The sequence below is a fragment of the Vibrio sp. R10-SG3-ISO3 genome, assembly GCF_059834225.1.
The window spans coordinates 189,788-207,674 of the sequence record NZ_JCBDHE010000045.1; the positions used below are offsets into that span (position 1 = coordinate 189,788).

The window sequence follows — 17,887 nt, forward strand, 5'->3', positions numbered from 1 at the left end:
TCGACTAAATGATTGCATTGCGCATTGCATTTTGCAAATTTATCACCTAAAAAGCACGTAATTGAATGAAAATCACGCTTTAAAAGTTGGCACGCTAGATGCAATAAATACTGTGACCCTCATGGGTCACCTAGCCAACTGACGTTGTTAGTGAACAAAGTATTCACAAGAATAGCCAATAGAACTGATTTCTGTTGGCTTTTTTTTGTCTTGTGATCTGGGATTAGCTGTTGGCAATAAATTGCTGCCTCAGCTTGTCAATTTGGTCACGCTTCTCAGCAGCAAGCTCAAATTCCAACTCTTGCGCATGACGATACATTTGCGCTTCGAGCTGACTGATCGCTTTCTCTAACTCTTGTGGGCTCATATTGCCATAGGATTGAGACAACTCGGCGACTTTGGACAAAGGCACGGCGTTTTGATTCTTCTGACGCTTCGACTTCGTGATATCACCTAGCTCCATAATATCTTTGATATTACGTTTTAATGCTTGTGGCTCTATGCCCATTTTCTCGTTGTAAGCTTGCTGTTTCTCGCGACGTCGATTCGTTTCGTCCATCGCTTTCTTCATCGACTTGGTGATGGTGTCCGCGTACAGAATCGCTCGACCCTCAATGTTTCGCGCCGCGCGGCCTATGGTCTGAATCAAGGAACGCTCTGAACGCAAGAAGCCTTCTTTATCGGCGTCTAAAATCGCTACGAGAGAGACCTCCGGCATATCGAGCCCTTCTCGCAAAAGGTTAATACCCACTAGGACGTCAAACTCGCCAAGTCTCAGATCGCGAATGATCTCGACCCGCTCCACCGTATCGATGTCTGAGTGTAAATAACGCACTTTAACGTCATGCTCGCTCAAGTACTCAGTGAGATCCTCCGCCATTCGCTTGGTCAGCGTCGTGACTAACACACGTTCATCTTTCGCCGCTCGAATACGAATTTCTGACAGTAAATCATCCACCTGAGTCGCCACGGGGCGCACTTCAAGTTGTGGGTCAAGCAAACCCGTCGGCCTAACGACCTGATCGGCGATCTCCCCATCCGATTTCTCTAGCTCATAATTACCTGGCGTCGCTGAAACAAAAATGGTTTGCGGTGCCAATGATTCAAACTCTTCAAACTTCAATGGACGATTATCGAGCGCCGAAGGCAGACGAAAACCAAACTCCACTAAGGTCTCTTTTCGTGAGCGATCCCCTTTGAACATCGCGCCGATTTGCGGAACTGTAACGTGCGATTCATCAATCACCAACAAGCCATCGTGCGGTAGATAGTCAAACAAGGTCGGCGGCGGCTCTCCCTCATTTCGACCACTGAGGTAGCGGGAGTAGTTTTCAATCCCCGAGCAAAAACCCAGCTCGTTCATCATCTCTATATCAAACTGAGTACGCTGGGAGATCCTCTGCTCTTCAAGCAATTTGTTGTTTTCCAGCAACGTTTTCTTACGCCCTTCCAACTCTACCTTGATTTTTTCTATCGCATCTAAAATACGATCTCGAGGGGTAACGTAGTGCGTTTTGGGATAAATGGTAAATCGCGGTAGGTCTCGCTGTTTCACCACACCCGTGAGCGGGTCAAACACGCTGATGCAATCTATCTCATCATCAAACATCTCAATCCGTACCGCATCTTGATCCGATTCAGCCGGGAAGATGTCGATCACCTCTCCACGCACTCGAAATTGGCCGCGCTCGAACGCAACGTCGTTGCGGCTGTATTGCAATTCGGCCAAACGACGTAGGATGTCACGTTGGTCCATCACATCGCCGCGACGGATGTGCAACATCATTTGCAAATAGGATTCAGGATCGCCCAAACCATAGATCGCAGACACCGACGCGACGATGATGGCATCTTTACGCTCAAGTAGCGCTTTGGTGGCCGACAGGCGCATTTGCTCTATGTGCGAGTTAACCGAGGCGTCCTTTTCAATAAAGGTGTCGGTGGTGGGTACGTAGGCTTCAGGCTGATAGTAGTCGTAGTAAGAGACGAAATACTCAACAGCATTATTAGGGAAAAACGACTTCATCTCTCCGTACAGCTGCGCAGCCAGTGTTTTATTCGGTGCAAGTAGAATGGCTGGCCTTTGTGCTTGAGCAATCACATTAGCCAGTGTGAACGTCTTGCCAGAGCCCGTAACACCGAGCAGTGTTTGATGGGCAAGCCCTGCATCAAGGCCCTCGAGTAACTGCTTGATCGCGGTTGGCTGATCCCCTGATGGCTGATAGTCTGAGACCAGATCAAATACTTTATTCATACGCATGTACACCGTGAGACAATTTCGTCTATTTTGGCTGTATAGATATACAGACTCAATAGGCGAGAGAAAAATAAATTACCGATTTTTCTTATCTGTAGAATTTACTCTAGATCATGATATTCATTCCTGTTAATATTCCTCCCCCTAAAGGAAATCTACTCCTAAAACTCCTCTCTTTTACTCCACAGCTTACTCACATTTCAAGCTAATTTGTTACATTCTCTTTTTGTTATACACAGGCTAAGATCTCGCTGTTTCTCAGGCATTTTCTCGATTATCATCTGATAGAACAAGGTGTTGTAACCCAAACTCTTCACGTTACAAATTAGAGTAAAGGCATTAATTTTGACGGAAATATTACTTGATCAGATCTCATACACACACTTATCCACAATTTTGGTGGATAAGTAAATAGAGCCCAAATGCCGCAAGGGCTACAGAAAAGTAAAGCTTTTTTTATGATTAATTTTTGCGTTTTTACGCAGAATGAAACTTGACAGATTTTCTGGTACTGCTAATATTCCGCTCGCTTTAGAGCAATTCCCCCTTAGTTCAGTTGGTAGAACGGCGGACTGTTAATCCGTATGTCGCAGGTTCGAGTCCCGCAGGGGGAGCCAAATTCAAGAAAGCCCAGCTTAGAAATAAGTTGGGCTTTTTTACGTTCAGAGCGTTGTGAACAGTGAATATGTCACAGCCGGATGGCCGGCCCGTTCGAGTCCCGCAGGGGAGCCAAATTCAAAAAAGCCCAGCTTAAAATAAGTTGGGCTTTTTTACGTTCAGATCTTTGTGAATGGTGAATATGTCACAGCCGGATGGCCGGCCCGTTCAGAGAATAGATGGCTGAACGAACCAAATTAAATTATGGAAATCGATTAGTTGATAACGATAGTTGAACCAACCATTTCTTCATTTAGTACTGTTAGGTTAGACGCACCTACTGTACCCACCGCTTTCAATAGACCTTGCTCGTCACGCTCCATTGCTGGTGCGTCTGTAGTAATACCCTCAGGCAATTGGTCTAAGCCTTCGATTTGACCATAGAAGATATTGTTCACAAACTTAGAACCAACCATCTGGAATTTTTCGCCTTCAAATTGTCGGAATGCGTTTGTACCATCTTCAGTTGCGATAGACAGGTTGTTTTCAAATAGCGTATTAACAGCTGGGAAGATTGTTTCAACACGTTCATCGTTGGTTAAGCTCACACGGTGAATCGCATTACTCGCAAAGATGCCTTGTGTATTGTTTACTAGCGTGTTGTTCTTAACAACAACGTCTTTTGGTGTCCACTGCTTTTGCAGTGTTTTACCGTCTGTTGAATCTTTACTTAGCACTTCGCCATTCGCTACATCGATGATGCCTGTGTTCAGCACAAGAGCACCACGGTAAGTACCTTTACCTAATGTACCTTCGATATAGTTGTTTTCAATTATGTGGTTCTCATCATAGATACGGATACCGCCTGAGTTAGCCGTGTTACCCGGTAAGATCACGTTGTTTGTCACAACATTATTATGGCCATGACGCAAAGAAATCATCGAAGTACTGTTTTTGATTGTGTTGCCATCAAAAGTGATGCCGCTCGCCTTCACTGAGATAAGCTCGATCTCGCCAGAGCCGTTTTTACCGACATAACCACTGATATTGTCGAAGTAGTTATTGCGGATAATACTTTGTGAATCAAACAGTGAGTTGTGGCTGTCACCCACGCGGATCGCTTGTCTGTCGTTGCGGTTGGTTCTCACCATTTTCGGGTTTGAGTTTTCGATCAGCTCCATATCTAAAGCCGTCAGGTCTTTAAAGATGTTACCTTCGATCAGAGTTTTCTCTAACTTGTCTGATGTTGCCACAACAAGCATCGCGCCGCGCTTGTACTTACCTTCAAAAGTATTGTTGGTAATCTTGTTATTTTCGCCGCCAACCGTGATCCAACGGATGTTAGGGTATTTTCCTTTCTCATCCGCTACGTATTCGTAGTCGTTGAACTTGTAGATAACAGAGTTATTTAAGGTGTTGTTTTTACCAAAGATACCAAACACGCCCATGATGTTTGCATCATGACTTTCAGTGCTTAGCGTTGCGCCACCTTCAGTGAAGACTAAGCTCTCAATTAGGTTATTGTCACCCTTAATCAAGAACTGAGTTGAACCGTTAAAAATGGCAGTTCCAGGCTCTTGAGCGACAATCTTGACGTTGTCCGCTGATAACGTCACACGACCTAAATCGGCATAGCGACCTGGTTTGATGCTAATCACATCGCCATCTTGCGCGTTGTTGATGCTCTCGCGTAGCTCCAGTACCTCTTGTGCAGAAGCAACAGCAACACCTTGATCAACCATAACTGCTGTCGGTTGGGTAACTTGTTCTGTGCTTGCGTGGCTCGTTGTCGCGCTTGCGAATAGTAATGAACCTAAAATAAATGCAATTGGTGACTTTTTCATTAGTATCTCTTTCGTAGGGTATTTGAGTATGAGGCAAGGTTAGCAACACACAAGAGGGCGAGAAAACTGATTCGCCCTTGGAATGTGGTCTGAATCGCGTCGGCTTTGTTAAACTGTGGATAAGTTCAAACAATTTAATAATACAAATAGACCATGCTATTTAATGGTTGTAAAGGGTCTTGGTTCAGGTCAATAGCTCTCTTAAATTTTATTTTAACTTATTGTTTTTAAATTCTTTTATCTGAGATTACCTTAACTCTTAGTAGAATTTTCAAACTAGAGCATATGAGAGACCCTGCAAATTAAGGATAATTTGTAATATTAGTGCACTTGCCATAACGAAATATTGATCGAGATTTTGGGAAAGATACAGAGCATGAATGAGTTGGTAATTCTTTCTGCTAGCTGGAACACTGCTAATTTAGGTTATTACGGATAACTTTTCGTACCCCAAAACGTCAAAGACCACCGTTGTCAGCGATGGTCTGTCTGCGCGGAATTGGACATAATCTTCCACCTGCGATCTACATTGTTAGATTCTCTATATGCAGAATTCGCCGCAAAGTATGCAGAATCTCGTTCGGCCCGAATTGATTTTCCCAGAGCTCCGTTGGGAGGTTTAAGCGACGCAAAAAATATTTGCAATCATTCTACCTTATAGTTTATCTTCATTTGCAAAGCTGTATTGGCGAAAATCAGTGCAGCAATGTAGAGGCGCATTACCTATCAGTAGCTCAGTTTAGGTTGACAACCATTGACCCTGAGTGAAAGGAGTCAATGCCGAAGTGCCACGGGCGTCACCCCGTAGTGCTGGGGTTGTATCGAATAGGTACAGCACTGCCATAGTAAACTCGTTAGGATGACAAAAACACGTTTTCTATGGAGCGCTACAGATGGATGGTGAGCCAGTTTATATGTGTCCCCCCAAAGCTTTGCATCCTGCATCGCTGTTCTAGTAGCCTCCATAATATATATTGAGGTAAGAATGTCTGATTTTAACTTTTGGTTATTGTTTCTAACCACCGCTTTTGCTCTAAATGTCGCTCCGGGGCCTGATCTGCTGTACATCCTGACGAAGACAATTAGCAATGGAAAAAAGGTAGGCTTAGCATCGGCTATTGGTGTATGTACCGGAGCGCTTTTCCATGTGTTTGCTGCTTCCATTGGCTTATCTGCTATTTTAGTCTCTTCTGCACTAGCATTTAGCATTGTTAAGTATGTTGGTGCGGCTTATCTGATATATCTTGCTTATCAGTCATTTAGATCATCTGGATTTGAGTTAAATGCCGATGGCTCAAATCAGAGCAAAGAAACAGCATTTGAAGCATTTAAGCAAGGGGTACTAATCGACATTCTAAACCCTAAAGTAGCTATTTTCTTTATGGCGTTTCTACCACAGTTTGTTCGTGAAGACGCAGGCTCTGTATCATTCCAGTTGTTCTATCTCGGGTTACTTGTTATTGCGGTTGCTATCGTTGTGGAAGCTGCATATGTTCTTGCGGCAGACAAGATTTCTGAACGAGTTAGAAGCAGTAAAAAACTCAGCATCTGGTTAGATCGTGCTGTCGGAACAATGTTTGCTGGTCTGGGTGTAAAGTTAGCAGTATCAACAAACTAAAAATATCTACTCAAGGAGAATGAGCGTGTACCGCAATAGTGAATTAGACATTTACATGATGCGCGTTTCCTTCTAGTTCAGAGCAAACAGGCCACCGCTACAAACGGTGGCCTTTTACGTTTTTGGGTACGAAGGAGTTCCTGAAAGCAACACTATGGGATGCTACTCCAATAAACTTCTGTCCGGTTGTGAATTTGCATAACAACTCAGGTGATATTTTCTGGGTAAGGGCATCGTTTTTGATTGGAAATGGGAGATTCCGTGCAGCGCTGTTCTGGTGTCTGCCATAACTTCACGTATCACAAACTCCGCAGCGTAACTCGTTGCTGAGTAATAGCAATAAGGCGGTTTGGGGCAGAAATGAGATAACGCGTGTTCAGCTAATTACGGCTTTAAACCCAAAAAGTAATCGCACGTTATTGTCATCTGACAGCAGCCGGATGGCGCAATAAAAAATGGTCATCCGTTGGATGACCATTAAATACGTTTACGTAGAGGGCGTGGAGGTTACGCACCTTCGTTATGCAACTCTAGGTTAGCAAGCTCTTGCTGAATCTCTCGTTGCGTTTTTGCATCATCGCTGCGCAAAGACTCAAGAAAGTCTAAGTACTGCTGATTGATGTCGCCGGTTACGTATTCACCGCTAAATACCGACGTTTCGAACTGAGAGATGTCTGTGTTGCCTAGGCCAACGGCGTCCGTAAGGTCTTCCAACGTCTGGAAAATGAGCTCATCGGCACCAATTTGCTTACAGATCGCTTCGTTGTCTCGGCCATGGGCGATAAGCTCATTGGCGCTTGGCATGTCAATGCCGTACACGTTCGGGAAGCGAATCTCTGGCGCAGCAGAGACCATGTACACTTTCTTCGCACCTGAATCGCGGGCCATTTCGATGATCTGCTCTGACGTAGTACCACGTACGATAGAATCATCAACCAACAAGACATTCTTGTCTTTAAACTCTGAACGAATCGCGTTGAGTTTACGACGTACTGACTTCTTACGCTGCTGCTGACCCGGCATGATGAACGTGCGGCCAACATAGCGGTTTTTCACAAAACCTTGGCGGTAAGGCTTTTCAATCGCTTGAGCGATTTGTAGAGCGATGTCACACGAGGTCTCTGGAATCGGGATAACCACATCAATGTCCAAATCAGCAAATTCGTCACGGATTCGGTCGCCCAGTTTCTTACCCATCTCTACACGTGCGCTGTAAACCGAAATCTTATCGATAAAGGAGTCGGGACGTGCAAAGTAAACAAATTCGAAAATACATGGGTTGAGTCGAGGGTTGTCCGCACACTGCTTAGTATGCAGTTGACCATCAAACGTCGCATAGATTGCTTCACCTGGCGCGACATCGCGCATAAAGTCAAAACCGACCGCATCTAGGGCTACTGATTCAGAGGCAACCATGTACTCGGTGCGACCTTCAACCTCGCGTTTACCTAAACACAGTGGGCGAATGCCGTTAGGATCGCGGAACGCAATCATGCCGTGACCGATGATCATAGCCGTCACCGCGTAAGCACCACGAATCGCGCGATGCACATTGGTGACAGCACGGAACACATCTTCAGAGGTAACGTTACCTTTGACAGTATCAATCTCATGAGCCAACACGTTAAGCAACACTTCTGAATCAGAGGTGGTGTTGATGTGACGACGATCTTTCTCGAACAACTTTTCGCGAATTTCGTGTGCGTTTGTGAGGTTACCGTTGTGAGCTAGTGTGATACCAAATGGTGAGTTCACGTAGAAAGGTTGCGCTTCAGACGCGCTTGAGCTTCCTGCTGTTGGGTAGCGAACATGGCCGATACCCACTGTACCTTGAAGTCTTTGCATGTGTTTGGCTTCAAACACATCCTTTACTAAACCGTTCGCCTTTCTAAGACGAAAACGATTGCTATCTATGGTACAAATACCCGCGGCATCTTGGCCACGATGCTGCAATACCGTCAATGCGTCATAGATAGACTGGTTTACAGGCGTTGTGCCCACGATTCCAACAATACCACACATGTCTTAACCCTCGATTTTCGACAATGGCTGGAGCGCTATAACGCCCCAGATAAGAAACTAGATGTTGCTTGTAGGTGTTCAAAAAAAGGTGCGATGATGCGGCTGAATTCCGGTACCAACTGCGACCCTTTCCACCACTGTGAGTCTGGAAACGACGTAAACGCATCCATGAAGAATAGTGCCGCTGACACTATAAGAACACCTCGTAAACCGCCAAACACGATACCAAGGACTCTATCCGTTCCAGACAAACCTGTCTTCTGCACTAATTGAGCAATCACATAATTGACGATAGCACCGACAATCAGAGTTGCAATAAACAGAGCAGCGATCGCGGATCCGTTTCGGATCATGTCATCTTCGATATTGGTGAAATACATCGCCAATTTCGCGTAGTACTGACTGGCAATAAAAAAGGCGCCAAACCAGATAACAAGAGACAGTGCTTCTTTCGCGAAGCCACGAATTAAACTGATCAGCGCTGAGAGGCCGATCACACTTAAAATGACAATATCTAACCAGTTCATGTTGTTCTACATCTTAAGTTGGCGCGCATTTTAACAGAAAAAACGCTGACGCAAACGTTTTCTTATGGATTTAGTGGTTTAAATTTAAGCAATCGACCTTTTGAGCCAGTGATCTTTTCCAGTTCAATCACTTGGCGTTCGAGTTTACTCTTCGACACATCAGGACCAATAATTACTCGGGTAAAACCATTCTCTAATTTGGTGTGTGCTTGGTATCCGCGCTTTTGCAAATCATCCACGACGCTCTGCGCATTCTCTGCGTTTTTTAACGCCATCAGTTGGATGATCCATGCACTGTCTTGATACTCATTGCGTTCAGGGATGGCTTTAACGATCACCTCGAGTGGCGCCTCTTCTGCACTCTCCTCTTGAGTGACGACCGCGACAGGCGTATCGGGCAGCGCTTTCGAGTCATCCACCGGCTCGAGAATCTCAAACGATTCCAGATCGCTTTCAAGCTCCGGTTTTAGCGGAATACTGGCGATCTCTTCCTGATAGTGGCTTTTCTTGCCATCGAGCACATCGGGCAATACGATGACGCCAATCGCCACTAAGATGATGGTACCGACTAAGCGGTTTTGAAATTTGCTCGCCATTTAATCTCCTTGTGTTTGCCAATGCGCCAACACTTCCCCAACGGTATGAAATGAGCCAACAACCAGTATCACATCGTCTTGGCCCGCCTTTGTCATCGCGGCTTCAAAAGCCAGCACCGGAGAATCAAAGGTTTGAGTCGCGGCTGGTAAATGACTTGCCAGTTCATTAGCGTGCGCGGCGCGAGGGCCATGCAGTGAAGCTGGATACCAATGCGAAGAAAGCTCGCTCAAGATAGCCAGCGTCGCCTTGATGTCTTTATCATGCAGCATGCCCACCACAGTATGAATCACACGTTTTGGGTATTGCTTTGCTACACGTTCAACCAAGTATTGCGCTGAATGTGGATTGTGCGCGACATCCAAAAGTATCACTGGCGAAGTGTGCAGAATTTGCATGCGCCCTGGCAAGGTGGCGTTTTCAAGGCCGTTGACGATATTGATATCTGTGATATCCAGATTGGCGTTTGCCAGCGCCGTTAAGGCCGTCGCCGCGTTCTGCAGTGGCAGTCCGGGAATGGGTAGCTCGTTTAATTCAAAAGTGCCAAGTTGCCAGCGCCATTGTGTCTCTGATTGTTGCTCATAGTGGTATTGAATCCCCACTTGAAAGAGCTCAGCCTGAATATCGTCGGCGTGTGCTGCCACGGTTGATGGCGCTTTCGGCTGACCGCAAATCGCTGGTTTGCCTGCGCGAAAGATGCCGGCTTTCTCAAAACCAATTACGTTAATGTCATCGCCCAGCCAATCGACGTGGTCGATGGCTAAACTGGTAATCACGGATACGTCATGATCGACGACATTAGTGGCGTCTAAACGCCCGCCCAAACCGACCTCAAGCAAGACAACATCCACTTGCTCGGTTTGAAACAGGCGTAACGCCGCAAGCGTGCCAAACTCAAAAAAGCTTAGGCTGATATCCCCGCGCTGCTGTTCAATGAAATCGAAGGCTTGGCAATGCTTCTCGTCGGCTAAATCGACGCCATTGACGCGCACGCGCTCGTTGTATCGAATTAAATGAGGAGAAGAGTAGACACCGACTTTATACCCTGCGTCGAGCAAAATCGCTTCCATCAAAGCGCAGGTAGAACCTTTGCCGTTGGTACCAGCAACGGTAATGACTGTCGGAGCGGGTTTGGTTAAGTTGGCTTGTTGTGCGACGGCTTGGACTCGGTCTAGCCCGAGATCGATCGCTGAGGTGTGAATGTTGGCTAAATAATCAAGCCACATCGTAAGAGGGGATGTGGCTTGTGGAATTTGGGTTTGACTCATCTAACTGAAACCATAAATTGTGGTGGTTTGTTAGTGTGTTACTTTACCCTTTTTCGTCCGCTTCTGGTACTTCATATGCAGGTTCATTTGGCGCATCATTCACAGAAACCACCAGTGGCGACGGTTGATTGGTCATTTTGGCCAACAAACTGCCGATGCGTTGACGCATTTCACGGCGATCAACAATCATATCGATAGCCCCGTGTTCCAATAGGAACTCACTGCGCTGGAAGCCTTCTGGAAGATCTTCACGAACGGTTTGTTCAATCACACGGCGACCAGCAAAACCAATCAGTGCTTTGGGTTCACCGATATTGATATCGCCTAGCATCGCTAAGCTCGCCGATACACCGCCCATGGTTGGGTCCGTCATCACTGAGATGAACGGCAATCCTTTTTGCGATAGTCGCTCTAACGCTGCACTGGTTTTTGCCATCTGCATCAGAGACATTAGCGCCTCTTGCATTCGCGCACCACCACTGGCCGAGAAACAAACTAAACCACAGTTGTTTTCCATCGCCGCTTCAACCGCACGTACGAAACGAGCGCCAACGACTGAACCCATCGAGCCACCCATAAAGGAGAACTCAAACGCACACGCAACCACAGGTAGACCCAACAGCTCGCCTTGCATAACGATGAGCGCGTCTTTTTCACCACTGCTCTTTTGCGCAGCAGAAATACGGTCTTTGTATTTCTTCGAATCGCGGAACTTGAGCTTATCTTGTGGCTCAAGCTCAGTGGCTAACTCAGTACGATTGCCTTCATCCAAAAATGTTTCAAGACGACGACGCGACGACATGCGCATGTGGTGATCACATTTAGGACAAACTTCTAGATTTCGCTCTAGTTCAGCGTGATAAAGCACTTGTTCACACGATGTACATTTGGTCCATACCCCTTCAGGGATTGACGCTTTTCTCGATGTGCCGATATTGCTCTTTTCTAAAATCTTTTCAAGCCAACTCATGGAAGACCTTTTCTCTCTCGATCCCCGTTCAATACAGGGATTCAAATTCTGAATTTACGCGTGAGGATTAAAGCATATTAAATGCCAAGTGTAGACAAAAAACTGGTTGTACCTATTTTCTGACTCTCTGTCTCACGCCCTAACGTCCTGATTGATTCGACAATTTATCACGAATTAGTTCAGATTGTCTGGCAAAAACAGAGGTCCGATCGGTACGCGTGGCAACTGATACTCATCCGGATAATCCACATCCACCAAGTATAATCCTTCTGCTTTCGCTGTGGCGCCCGCCAATTTTCTGTCTTTCACGCCAAGCAACCACTCTATCCACTCGGGCTTTTGTTCCCCACGTCCCACGCAGATAAGGCTGCCGGTAATGTTACGTACCATATGATGCACAAAGGCATTGGCCTTAATATCAATCACGACATATTGCCCGTGACGAGACACATGCAGGTGCATCACATTGCGCCAAGGGCTACGAGATTGGCATTGCACCGCTCGAAATGAGGTAAAGTCGTTTTCGCCGAGCAAATACTGCCCAGCTTGGTGCATCAATGCTTCATCCAGTTCACCGTGGTAGTGGCTCACGCCTGACGAGAGGATCCCGGGTCTGAGAGGGCTATTGAAGATAATATAGCGGTAGCGTCGCGCGGTCGCAGAAAAACGAGCATGAAACGACTCCGGTACCTCTTTCGCCCAGCGAACACAGACATCCGATGGCAAATTGGCGTTCACGCCCATAGTCCACGCCACCATTTTTCTTTCTGCCGTGGTATCAAAGTGAACCACTTGGCCTGTGCCATGTACGCCTGCATCTGTCCTGCCAGCACATTGCACTTCAACGGGGTGATTGGCGACAACACTCAACGCTTTCTCGAGCGCTTCCTGAACACTTTTCACCTCTTTTTGGCGTTGCCAGCCATAGTATTGAGTACCGTTATATTCGATACCTAACGCTATTCTCATCTGCAGAATCTCTTTAAAAATGGGCCGGGCAGTATACCTTTAATAGGGATAAAAAATAAGAGGGCCGCAGCCCTCTTACCTCACTCTAACTCGCCTATCCGCGGTTGATTTTGTCAATCAGACGTTTGGCTTCTCGACGAATCTCGTCACTGCCATCAACAATCGCCTCTTCGAGCAGTTTGATGGCCCCTTGCGCGTCATTCATCTCAACGTAAATCTTGGCGAGATCAAGTTTTCCTGCCGCCTCTGCGTTTGAATCGACATCAATCTCATCACCAATGTCACCGATCACATCAGGGAAATCATTCAGGCCAACATCCAACTTGAGCTCGTCATCCAACTCTTGCTGCTCTTCCATCTCCACTTCTGCCATCAGTTCATCAATGGTTCTAAACTGATTTTGCTGTGGGCTGAAATCGTCGGCGCTGTCTTGAATGCTCCAATCTTCATCGCTGACCTCAGGTTGCTCTAAAGCATTATCTTGATCCCAAACCCCACGCTCTTCTTCAGGAATGTCATCCGAAATCTGTGCCTGCTGCTCGGGAGAGAGCGTAAAGCCGTTCCAATCTTCGCCGCCCATCTCGAGCATAGCGTCAATATCCATACCGGCACTGTCAGACGTTGTGGCATCGATCGGGCTGTCAAATGAGAAGCTAGGTGTGGCATCCTCGCTGTCTGCAAGCAACTCATCAAACGCCTGCTCATCAAACTCTTGTGCAGCCATTGCCTCAGCGACGTCGATATCAACGCGGCGTTCGGAAGGAATTTCCGACAGTTCAGGCGTCTCCAAATCGTCTAAATTGAAATTGACCTCATCGGCACTCTCTACGTCCCCATCTGTGGTCGGCATGTCAGCCAGCGCTTCGTCTTCACCATATTCAGGCAATTCCAGCTCATCAAACTCGGTCAGTTCCTGCCCAACAGGCTCGCCTTGGCCATCAGACATCGGCTCTGAAGCCATATCTGCCAGTGCGTCATCCTCATTATATTCAGGCAGCTCAAGCTCATCGGTATCGACTGATTCCGTCGCTTGCTCCTCTTGAGGAGAGTCTGCACTCGACGCTAGCGCCTTCTCTTCAAGATCAATGAATGGCTCATCGCCCAAATCCGCCAGAGCATCGTCTTCGTTGTATTCGGGAAGCTCGAGAGCATCGAAGTCGAAAGGCTCATCGTCACTGACTGATTTCTCTGGCTCTGGTGTGGCAGGCTCGTTGGCCATATCCGCAAGCGCATCTTCTTCACTGTACTCTGGAAGCTCTAAATCATCAAAATCGAGCGTCTCATCGTCACTGACTGATGTCTCTGGCTCTGATGTGGCAGACTCGTTGGCCATATCCGCAAGCGCATCGTCTTCACTGTACTCTGGAAGCTCTAAATCATCAAAATCAAGAGTTTCGTCGTCACTGACTGATTGCTCTGGCTCTGGTATGGCAGGCTCGTTGGCCATAACCGCAAGTGCGTCTTCTTCACTGTATTCTGGAAGCTCTAAATCATCAAAATCAAGAGTCTCATCGTCACTGACTGATCTCTCTGGCTCTGGTTCGGCAGGCTCGTTGGCCATATCCGCAAGCGCATCGTCTTCACTGTATTCTGGAAGCTCTAAATCATCAAAATCGAGAGTCTCATCGTCACTGACTGATCTCTCTGCCTCTGGTTCGGCAGGCTCGTTGGCCATATCCGCAAGCGCATCGTCTTCACTGTATTCTGGAAGCTCTAAATCATCAAAATCGTGAGTCTCATCGTCACTGACTGATTTCTCTGGCTCTGATGTTGCAGGCTCATTGGCCACATCCGCGAGGTCATCTTCTTCAGTACGTTCTGGAAGTTCCAAATCATCGACGTCAGAGATATCACTGACAGATTGCGACAGTGGATCTGCACTGTCCAATGTATCCGCATCAGTTTGTATCTCTGGTGTTGGGTCTTCCACCAGCCAATCTTCATCTTGCGGAACACCAAACTCATTCGCAGCGACTTCAGGGGCTGATGATGGCGCAAGCTCCAGCTCGTCTGATGATTCCTTCTCATCCGATTCCGGTGCTTCTACCGCTTCACTCTCCTGTGTGTTAGAAGCTGGTTGATCACTGTCCTGGTCCCATCCAGCATCAACGGCAGGTGTACTCTCATCCTCTACAGATTGTGTTGGTTCTAGCTCAGTCGCTAACTCTTCCTTAACCGGACTTTCTTCTAATGGGCTCTCTTCAACGTGTGGCTGCTCAACCTCTTCAACGGCAGACGTCAGCCAATCATCATCGTCAGCATCATCACTTTGGTCATCATCACTCTGCGTAGCTGGCTCTGCTGGCGTTTCCTCACTGCCGCTTTGCGGCAACAACTCGTCACTATCGAGCGGCGTCTCTGAGTCATAGTCAGGATTTTCCACTTCGTCGATAGCGGCGCTTAACCAGTCGTCTTCTTCTTCTGGCTCTGGCTCTGGCTCTGGCTCTGGCTCTGGCTCTGGCTCTGGCTCTGGCTCTGGCTCTGGCTCTGGCTCTGGCTCTGGCTCTGGCTCTGGCTCTGGCTCTGGCTCTGGCTCTGGCTCTGGCTCTGGCTCTGGCTCTGGCTCTGGCTCTGGCTCTGGCTCTGGCTCTGGCTCTGGCTCTGGCTCTGCAGGGATGAGATCAGACTCGTCCTGCTCGTCAAGCGCTAACGTAGATAAATCAGGGTCTTGTTCTTGTGCGTCGAGCAATGGGTCACCTTGTGGGGCAACACTCATCATATCGTCGATGAACTCTTCGCTAGAAAAACCTTTCTCTGGTTCTGGTTCTGGTTCTGGTTCTGGTTCTGGTTCTGGTTCTGGTTCTGGTTCTGGTTCTGGTTCTGGTTCTGGTTCTGGTTCTGGTTCTGGTTCTGGTTCTGGTTCTGGTTCTGGTTCTGGTTCTGGTTCTGGTAAAGTCTGTTCCTCTGCTTGCGCTTGGTCAAGCAAGGTATCGACATCTTCACTCATGCTAGGCGACACGTCGTCAGCAGTGGCTTCTAGGCTCTCTTCACTACTCTGCTCAATATCAAGCAGCTCTTCGAACAAATCAGTGGCGTCATCGTTGAGATCCTCTTCGCCATCTTGCCCTACCAGTTCATCGAGCAGATCCGTGCCGGCATCAAGAGGGGCATTTAACTCATCGGTACCAATCAGCTCATCGAGTTCACTATCGAGTAGAGATTGTGAATCCTCAAACGGGTCCTCTTCATCGACCTCCAGCAACTCGTCGAGTAACTCGGTGCTCTCAGGCTCAACGCTCTCCTCAATATCAGTGCCAATCAAGTCGTCGAAGTCATCCTCTTCGTCATCATCGAGCTGGAAGTCTGACTCTAGCATTTCGTCAAGCAGAGCGGCGTCATCGACCGAGTTAGACTCGAGTTCCTCTAAGTTAGCTTGCGCCTCCGCTTCTGCGAACAGCGCATCAATATCATCATCGGATGCAATTGAGGTTTGTGTCAGTTCGTCATCGGCCTCATCACTCAAGTCAAACGCATTTTCCGCTTCATCAAGCAACTCATCGAAGTCAACATCGCCTTCATCACTCTCTTTGTTCTGCTCAAACAAGTCATCCAACATGGATTGATCGAGCTCGCTACTTTCTAGCGAGTCGTCATCGCTGTCACCGGCGAGCAACGAGTCAATGTCATCTTGACTAAAGTCACCCCCATCCGAGAGGTCGAAACTGTCATCTTCATCGTCGTCCATCACGACATCATCAAGCGCACGTTCCATCTCTTCCAAGCTGAGCGCTTTATCGTCCCCTTTGACGCTGATACCGTTGGCACTGTCCACTTCATCGGCAAGGGTTTCATCCAGATCGCCGTCATCGCCGATACCGGCGAATGGGTCCTCACCCTCTTCGCCCTCGAGGTTGAAGTCTAAATCGCTGTCATCAAGGTCGGCAAACACATCCGCTTCATCACTTTGCTCTTCCGACTCATCGGAGAACAGCGCTTCACCGTCATCTGACTCGCCAAACAAGTCATCATCAAGCAGAAGATCATCACCAATATCTTCATTGAGGGTATCGGGGACAACAGGTGCAACCGTTGGTGTCGCTTCCGGTGTGGTTTCTGCTTGAGGCTCCGATTTAGAACGGCGCCCGAGTAACAACACGACCAACAAACCAATGATCAAACCAGGAACCACCGCCATTGCGGCCACTGCCCAAGTGTTCGATAGCAACTTATCCCATTGGCTTGGCGCCATTTTTTGCTCTTCCGCCAGCTTGAGACGTTCGGCTTCCAGCAGTTTTTCAACTTCGTTGCGAATGCGTGATTCATCGCCCAAGGAGTCTTTGAGTACGTCCACTTCCGATTGAACCTGTGCAAGCATCAGGCGCAGTTTGTGGTTTTTCTCCTCCAACGCCATCAACTCTGTTTCAGAGGTTTTGAGCTGATTTTCTAGCGTCGAGACTTCACCTTGGCGCTCTTGATTGGCCATCTCTTTAAGATCGCTGATTTGTGAGGCACTGTCTTGTGGGCGAGTTTCAGGCGTACTCGGCACATCTTGCGCCGGTTTGTCTATCATGTCAGGCGTTGTAGACTCAACGACCGAAGCGTCGACTGGCGCCGTGACCGCAGGGGTTGCCCGTTGAGGCTGAGGCACTGGGGCGACGGGTTGAGTCGGTGTTAAGCGCGCTTGGTGCGCCGCCATCACATTGACCGCTTGTTCAGTGGTAGCACTCTGGATTTGCGCTAATGAAGGGATACGAAGATTGCTGCCTGGGATCAGTTCATGGATATTTTGGTTGTCGAAAGCTTGGGGATTGATCTGATAAATAGCGTAGAGGGTTTGCTGCACAGAGACTTGATTAGAGGGTCTCAGTTGCGAAGCTATGCTCCATAAGGTCTCTTGTTCGCCAGTCGGTCCGTAGAAGCGTGACGGTTCATTCGATAGTCCAGAGCGACGCGCAAGCGGCTGTGCAAACTGTGGAGAAGACTGAATTTCGCCATTTGGACCCTTTAGGCGAATGCTTTCTGCACTAACGATGGATGTCTGAGTCACGACCACCAATGCCAAGGGCAAAAGCAGGCGCTTAAAAATATGAAGCATAAAAGGCTCAGCTATGTGCTTAATAGTTTGAAAACGTTGATCTGTTAAATATATCGGATAAACGCAGTAAAACTATAGGCTGAGAGCCAAAAAATGTGTGTCCTACGCCATAATCGCATGAATCTCACACTAATTTTCTTACTTTGATTAAAAAAGCCTCGCACAAGGGCGAGGCTCTTAAAAGCG

At 47.6% G+C, this 17,887-nt stretch carries 10 protein-coding genes, 1 tRNA gene and 1 riboswitch; of the genes, 2 read left to right on the forward strand and 9 right to left on the reverse strand.

The annotated features are described in order from the left end of the window. Nucleotides 1-223 precede the first annotated feature (223 nt). A complete protein-coding gene (gene uvrB / locus AC6R1A_RS13630) occupies nucleotides 224-2,254 on the reverse strand; it encodes an excinuclease ABC subunit UvrB (protein WP_500646186.1) in 2,031 nt (676 codons plus the stop codon). A 544-nt stretch (nucleotides 2,255-2,798) separates the two neighbouring features. On the opposite strand from uvrB, the gene AC6R1A_RS13635 reads away from it, so the two are divergent. Then, nucleotides 2,799-2,874: transfer RNA gene (locus AC6R1A_RS13635), tRNA-Asn, on the forward strand. Between the two features lie 255 nt (nucleotides 2,875-3,129). Here AC6R1A_RS13635 and AC6R1A_RS13640 read toward each other — a convergent pair. After that, nucleotides 3,130-4,698, reverse strand: a complete 1,569-nt coding sequence (locus AC6R1A_RS13640) for a polysaccharide lyase 6 family protein (protein ID WP_500632927.1) — start codon at nucleotides 4,696-4,698, stop codon at nucleotides 3,130-3,132. Nucleotides 4,699-5,399: 701 nt separating this feature from the next. Then, a riboswitch (Lysine riboswitch) is annotated at nucleotides 5,400-5,596 on the forward strand. 87 nt (nucleotides 5,597-5,683) lie between these two features. Between AC6R1A_RS13640 and AC6R1A_RS13645 the strand changes: the two genes are divergently transcribed. Then, nucleotides 5,684-6,316 carry a LysE family translocator gene (locus tag AC6R1A_RS13645; RefSeq protein WP_263837520.1) on the forward strand — a complete coding sequence of 211 codons (633 nt, stop codon included), beginning with the start codon at nucleotides 5,684-5,686 and terminating at the stop codon, nucleotides 6,314-6,316. A 507-nt stretch (nucleotides 6,317-6,823) separates the two neighbouring features. On the opposite strand, the gene purF is transcribed toward AC6R1A_RS13645, so the two are convergent. From purF to AC6R1A_RS13680, 7 genes are all read right to left on the reverse strand, one after another. Next, nucleotides 6,824-8,338, reverse strand: coding sequence for an amidophosphoribosyltransferase (purF, locus tag AC6R1A_RS13650; RefSeq protein WP_500626012.1), 1,515 nt, complete (start codon nucleotides 8,336-8,338; stop codon nucleotides 6,824-6,826). 35 nt (nucleotides 8,339-8,373) lie between these two features. Then, nucleotides 8,374-8,865, reverse strand: a complete 492-nt coding sequence (locus AC6R1A_RS13655; protein ID WP_334552740.1) for a CvpA family protein — start codon at nucleotides 8,863-8,865, stop codon at nucleotides 8,374-8,376. Between the two features lie 62 nt (nucleotides 8,866-8,927). Continuing rightward, nucleotides 8,928-9,461 (reverse strand): SPOR domain-containing protein, encoded by a 534-nt coding sequence (locus tag AC6R1A_RS13660; protein WP_500632928.1) that lies wholly within the window; start codon nucleotides 9,459-9,461, stop codon nucleotides 8,928-8,930. After that, nucleotides 9,462-10,727 (reverse strand): bifunctional tetrahydrofolate synthase/dihydrofolate synthase, encoded by a 1,266-nt coding sequence (folC, locus tag AC6R1A_RS13665; protein WP_500632277.1) that lies wholly within the window; start codon nucleotides 10,725-10,727, stop codon nucleotides 9,462-9,464. Nucleotides 10,728-10,770: 43 nt separating this feature from the next. Then, complete coding sequence (gene accD / locus AC6R1A_RS13670; protein WP_500626009.1) at nucleotides 10,771-11,697, reverse strand: acetyl-CoA carboxylase, carboxyltransferase subunit beta; 927 nt, start codon at nucleotides 11,695-11,697, stop codon at nucleotides 10,771-10,773. Nucleotides 11,698-11,871: 174 nt separating this feature from the next. Next, nucleotides 11,872-12,666, reverse strand: coding sequence for a tRNA pseudouridine(38-40) synthase TruA (gene truA / locus AC6R1A_RS13675; RefSeq protein ID WP_500632278.1), 795 nt, complete (start codon nucleotides 12,664-12,666; stop codon nucleotides 11,872-11,874). 94 nt (nucleotides 12,667-12,760) lie between these two features. Then, nucleotides 12,761-17,701 (reverse strand): FimV/HubP family polar landmark protein, encoded by a 4,941-nt coding sequence (locus AC6R1A_RS13680; protein WP_500638881.1) that lies wholly within the window; start codon nucleotides 17,699-17,701, stop codon nucleotides 12,761-12,763. Nucleotides 17,702-17,887: the final 186 nt, after the last annotated feature.

Excerpts from the sequence above, each read along its gene's own strand:
- uvrB (WP_500646186.1), bottom strand. The coding sequence starts at position 2,254 with ATGAATAAAGTATTTGATCTGGTCTCAGACTATCAGCCATCAGGGGAT.
- AC6R1A_RS13640 (WP_500632927.1), bottom strand. The coding sequence starts at position 4,698 with ATGAAAAAGTCACCAATTGCATTTATTTTAGGTTCATTACTATTCGCA.
- AC6R1A_RS13645 (WP_263837520.1), top strand. The coding sequence starts at position 5,684 with ATGTCTGATTTTAACTTTTGGTTATTGTTTCTAACCACCGCTTTTGCT.
- purF (WP_500626012.1), bottom strand. The coding sequence starts at position 8,338 with ATGTGTGGTATTGTTGGAATCGTGGGCACAACGCCTGTAAACCAGTCT.
- AC6R1A_RS13655 (WP_334552740.1), bottom strand. The coding sequence starts at position 8,865 with ATGAACTGGTTAGATATTGTCATTTTAAGTGTGATCGGCCTCTCAGCG.
- AC6R1A_RS13660 (WP_500632928.1), bottom strand. The coding sequence starts at position 9,461 with ATGGCGAGCAAATTTCAAAACCGCTTAGTCGGTACCATCATCTTAGTG.
- folC (WP_500632277.1), bottom strand. The coding sequence starts at position 10,727 with ATGAGTCAAACCCAAATTCCACAAGCCACATCCCCTCTTACGATGTGG.
- accD (WP_500626009.1), bottom strand. The coding sequence starts at position 11,697 with ATGAGTTGGCTTGAAAAGATTTTAGAAAAGAGCAATATCGGCACATCG.
- truA (WP_500632278.1), bottom strand. The coding sequence starts at position 12,666 with ATGAGAATAGCGTTAGGTATCGAATATAACGGTACTCAATACTATGGC.
- AC6R1A_RS13680 (WP_500638881.1), bottom strand. The coding sequence starts at position 17,701 with ATGCTTCATATTTTTAAGCGCCTGCTTTTGCCCTTGGCATTGGTGGTC.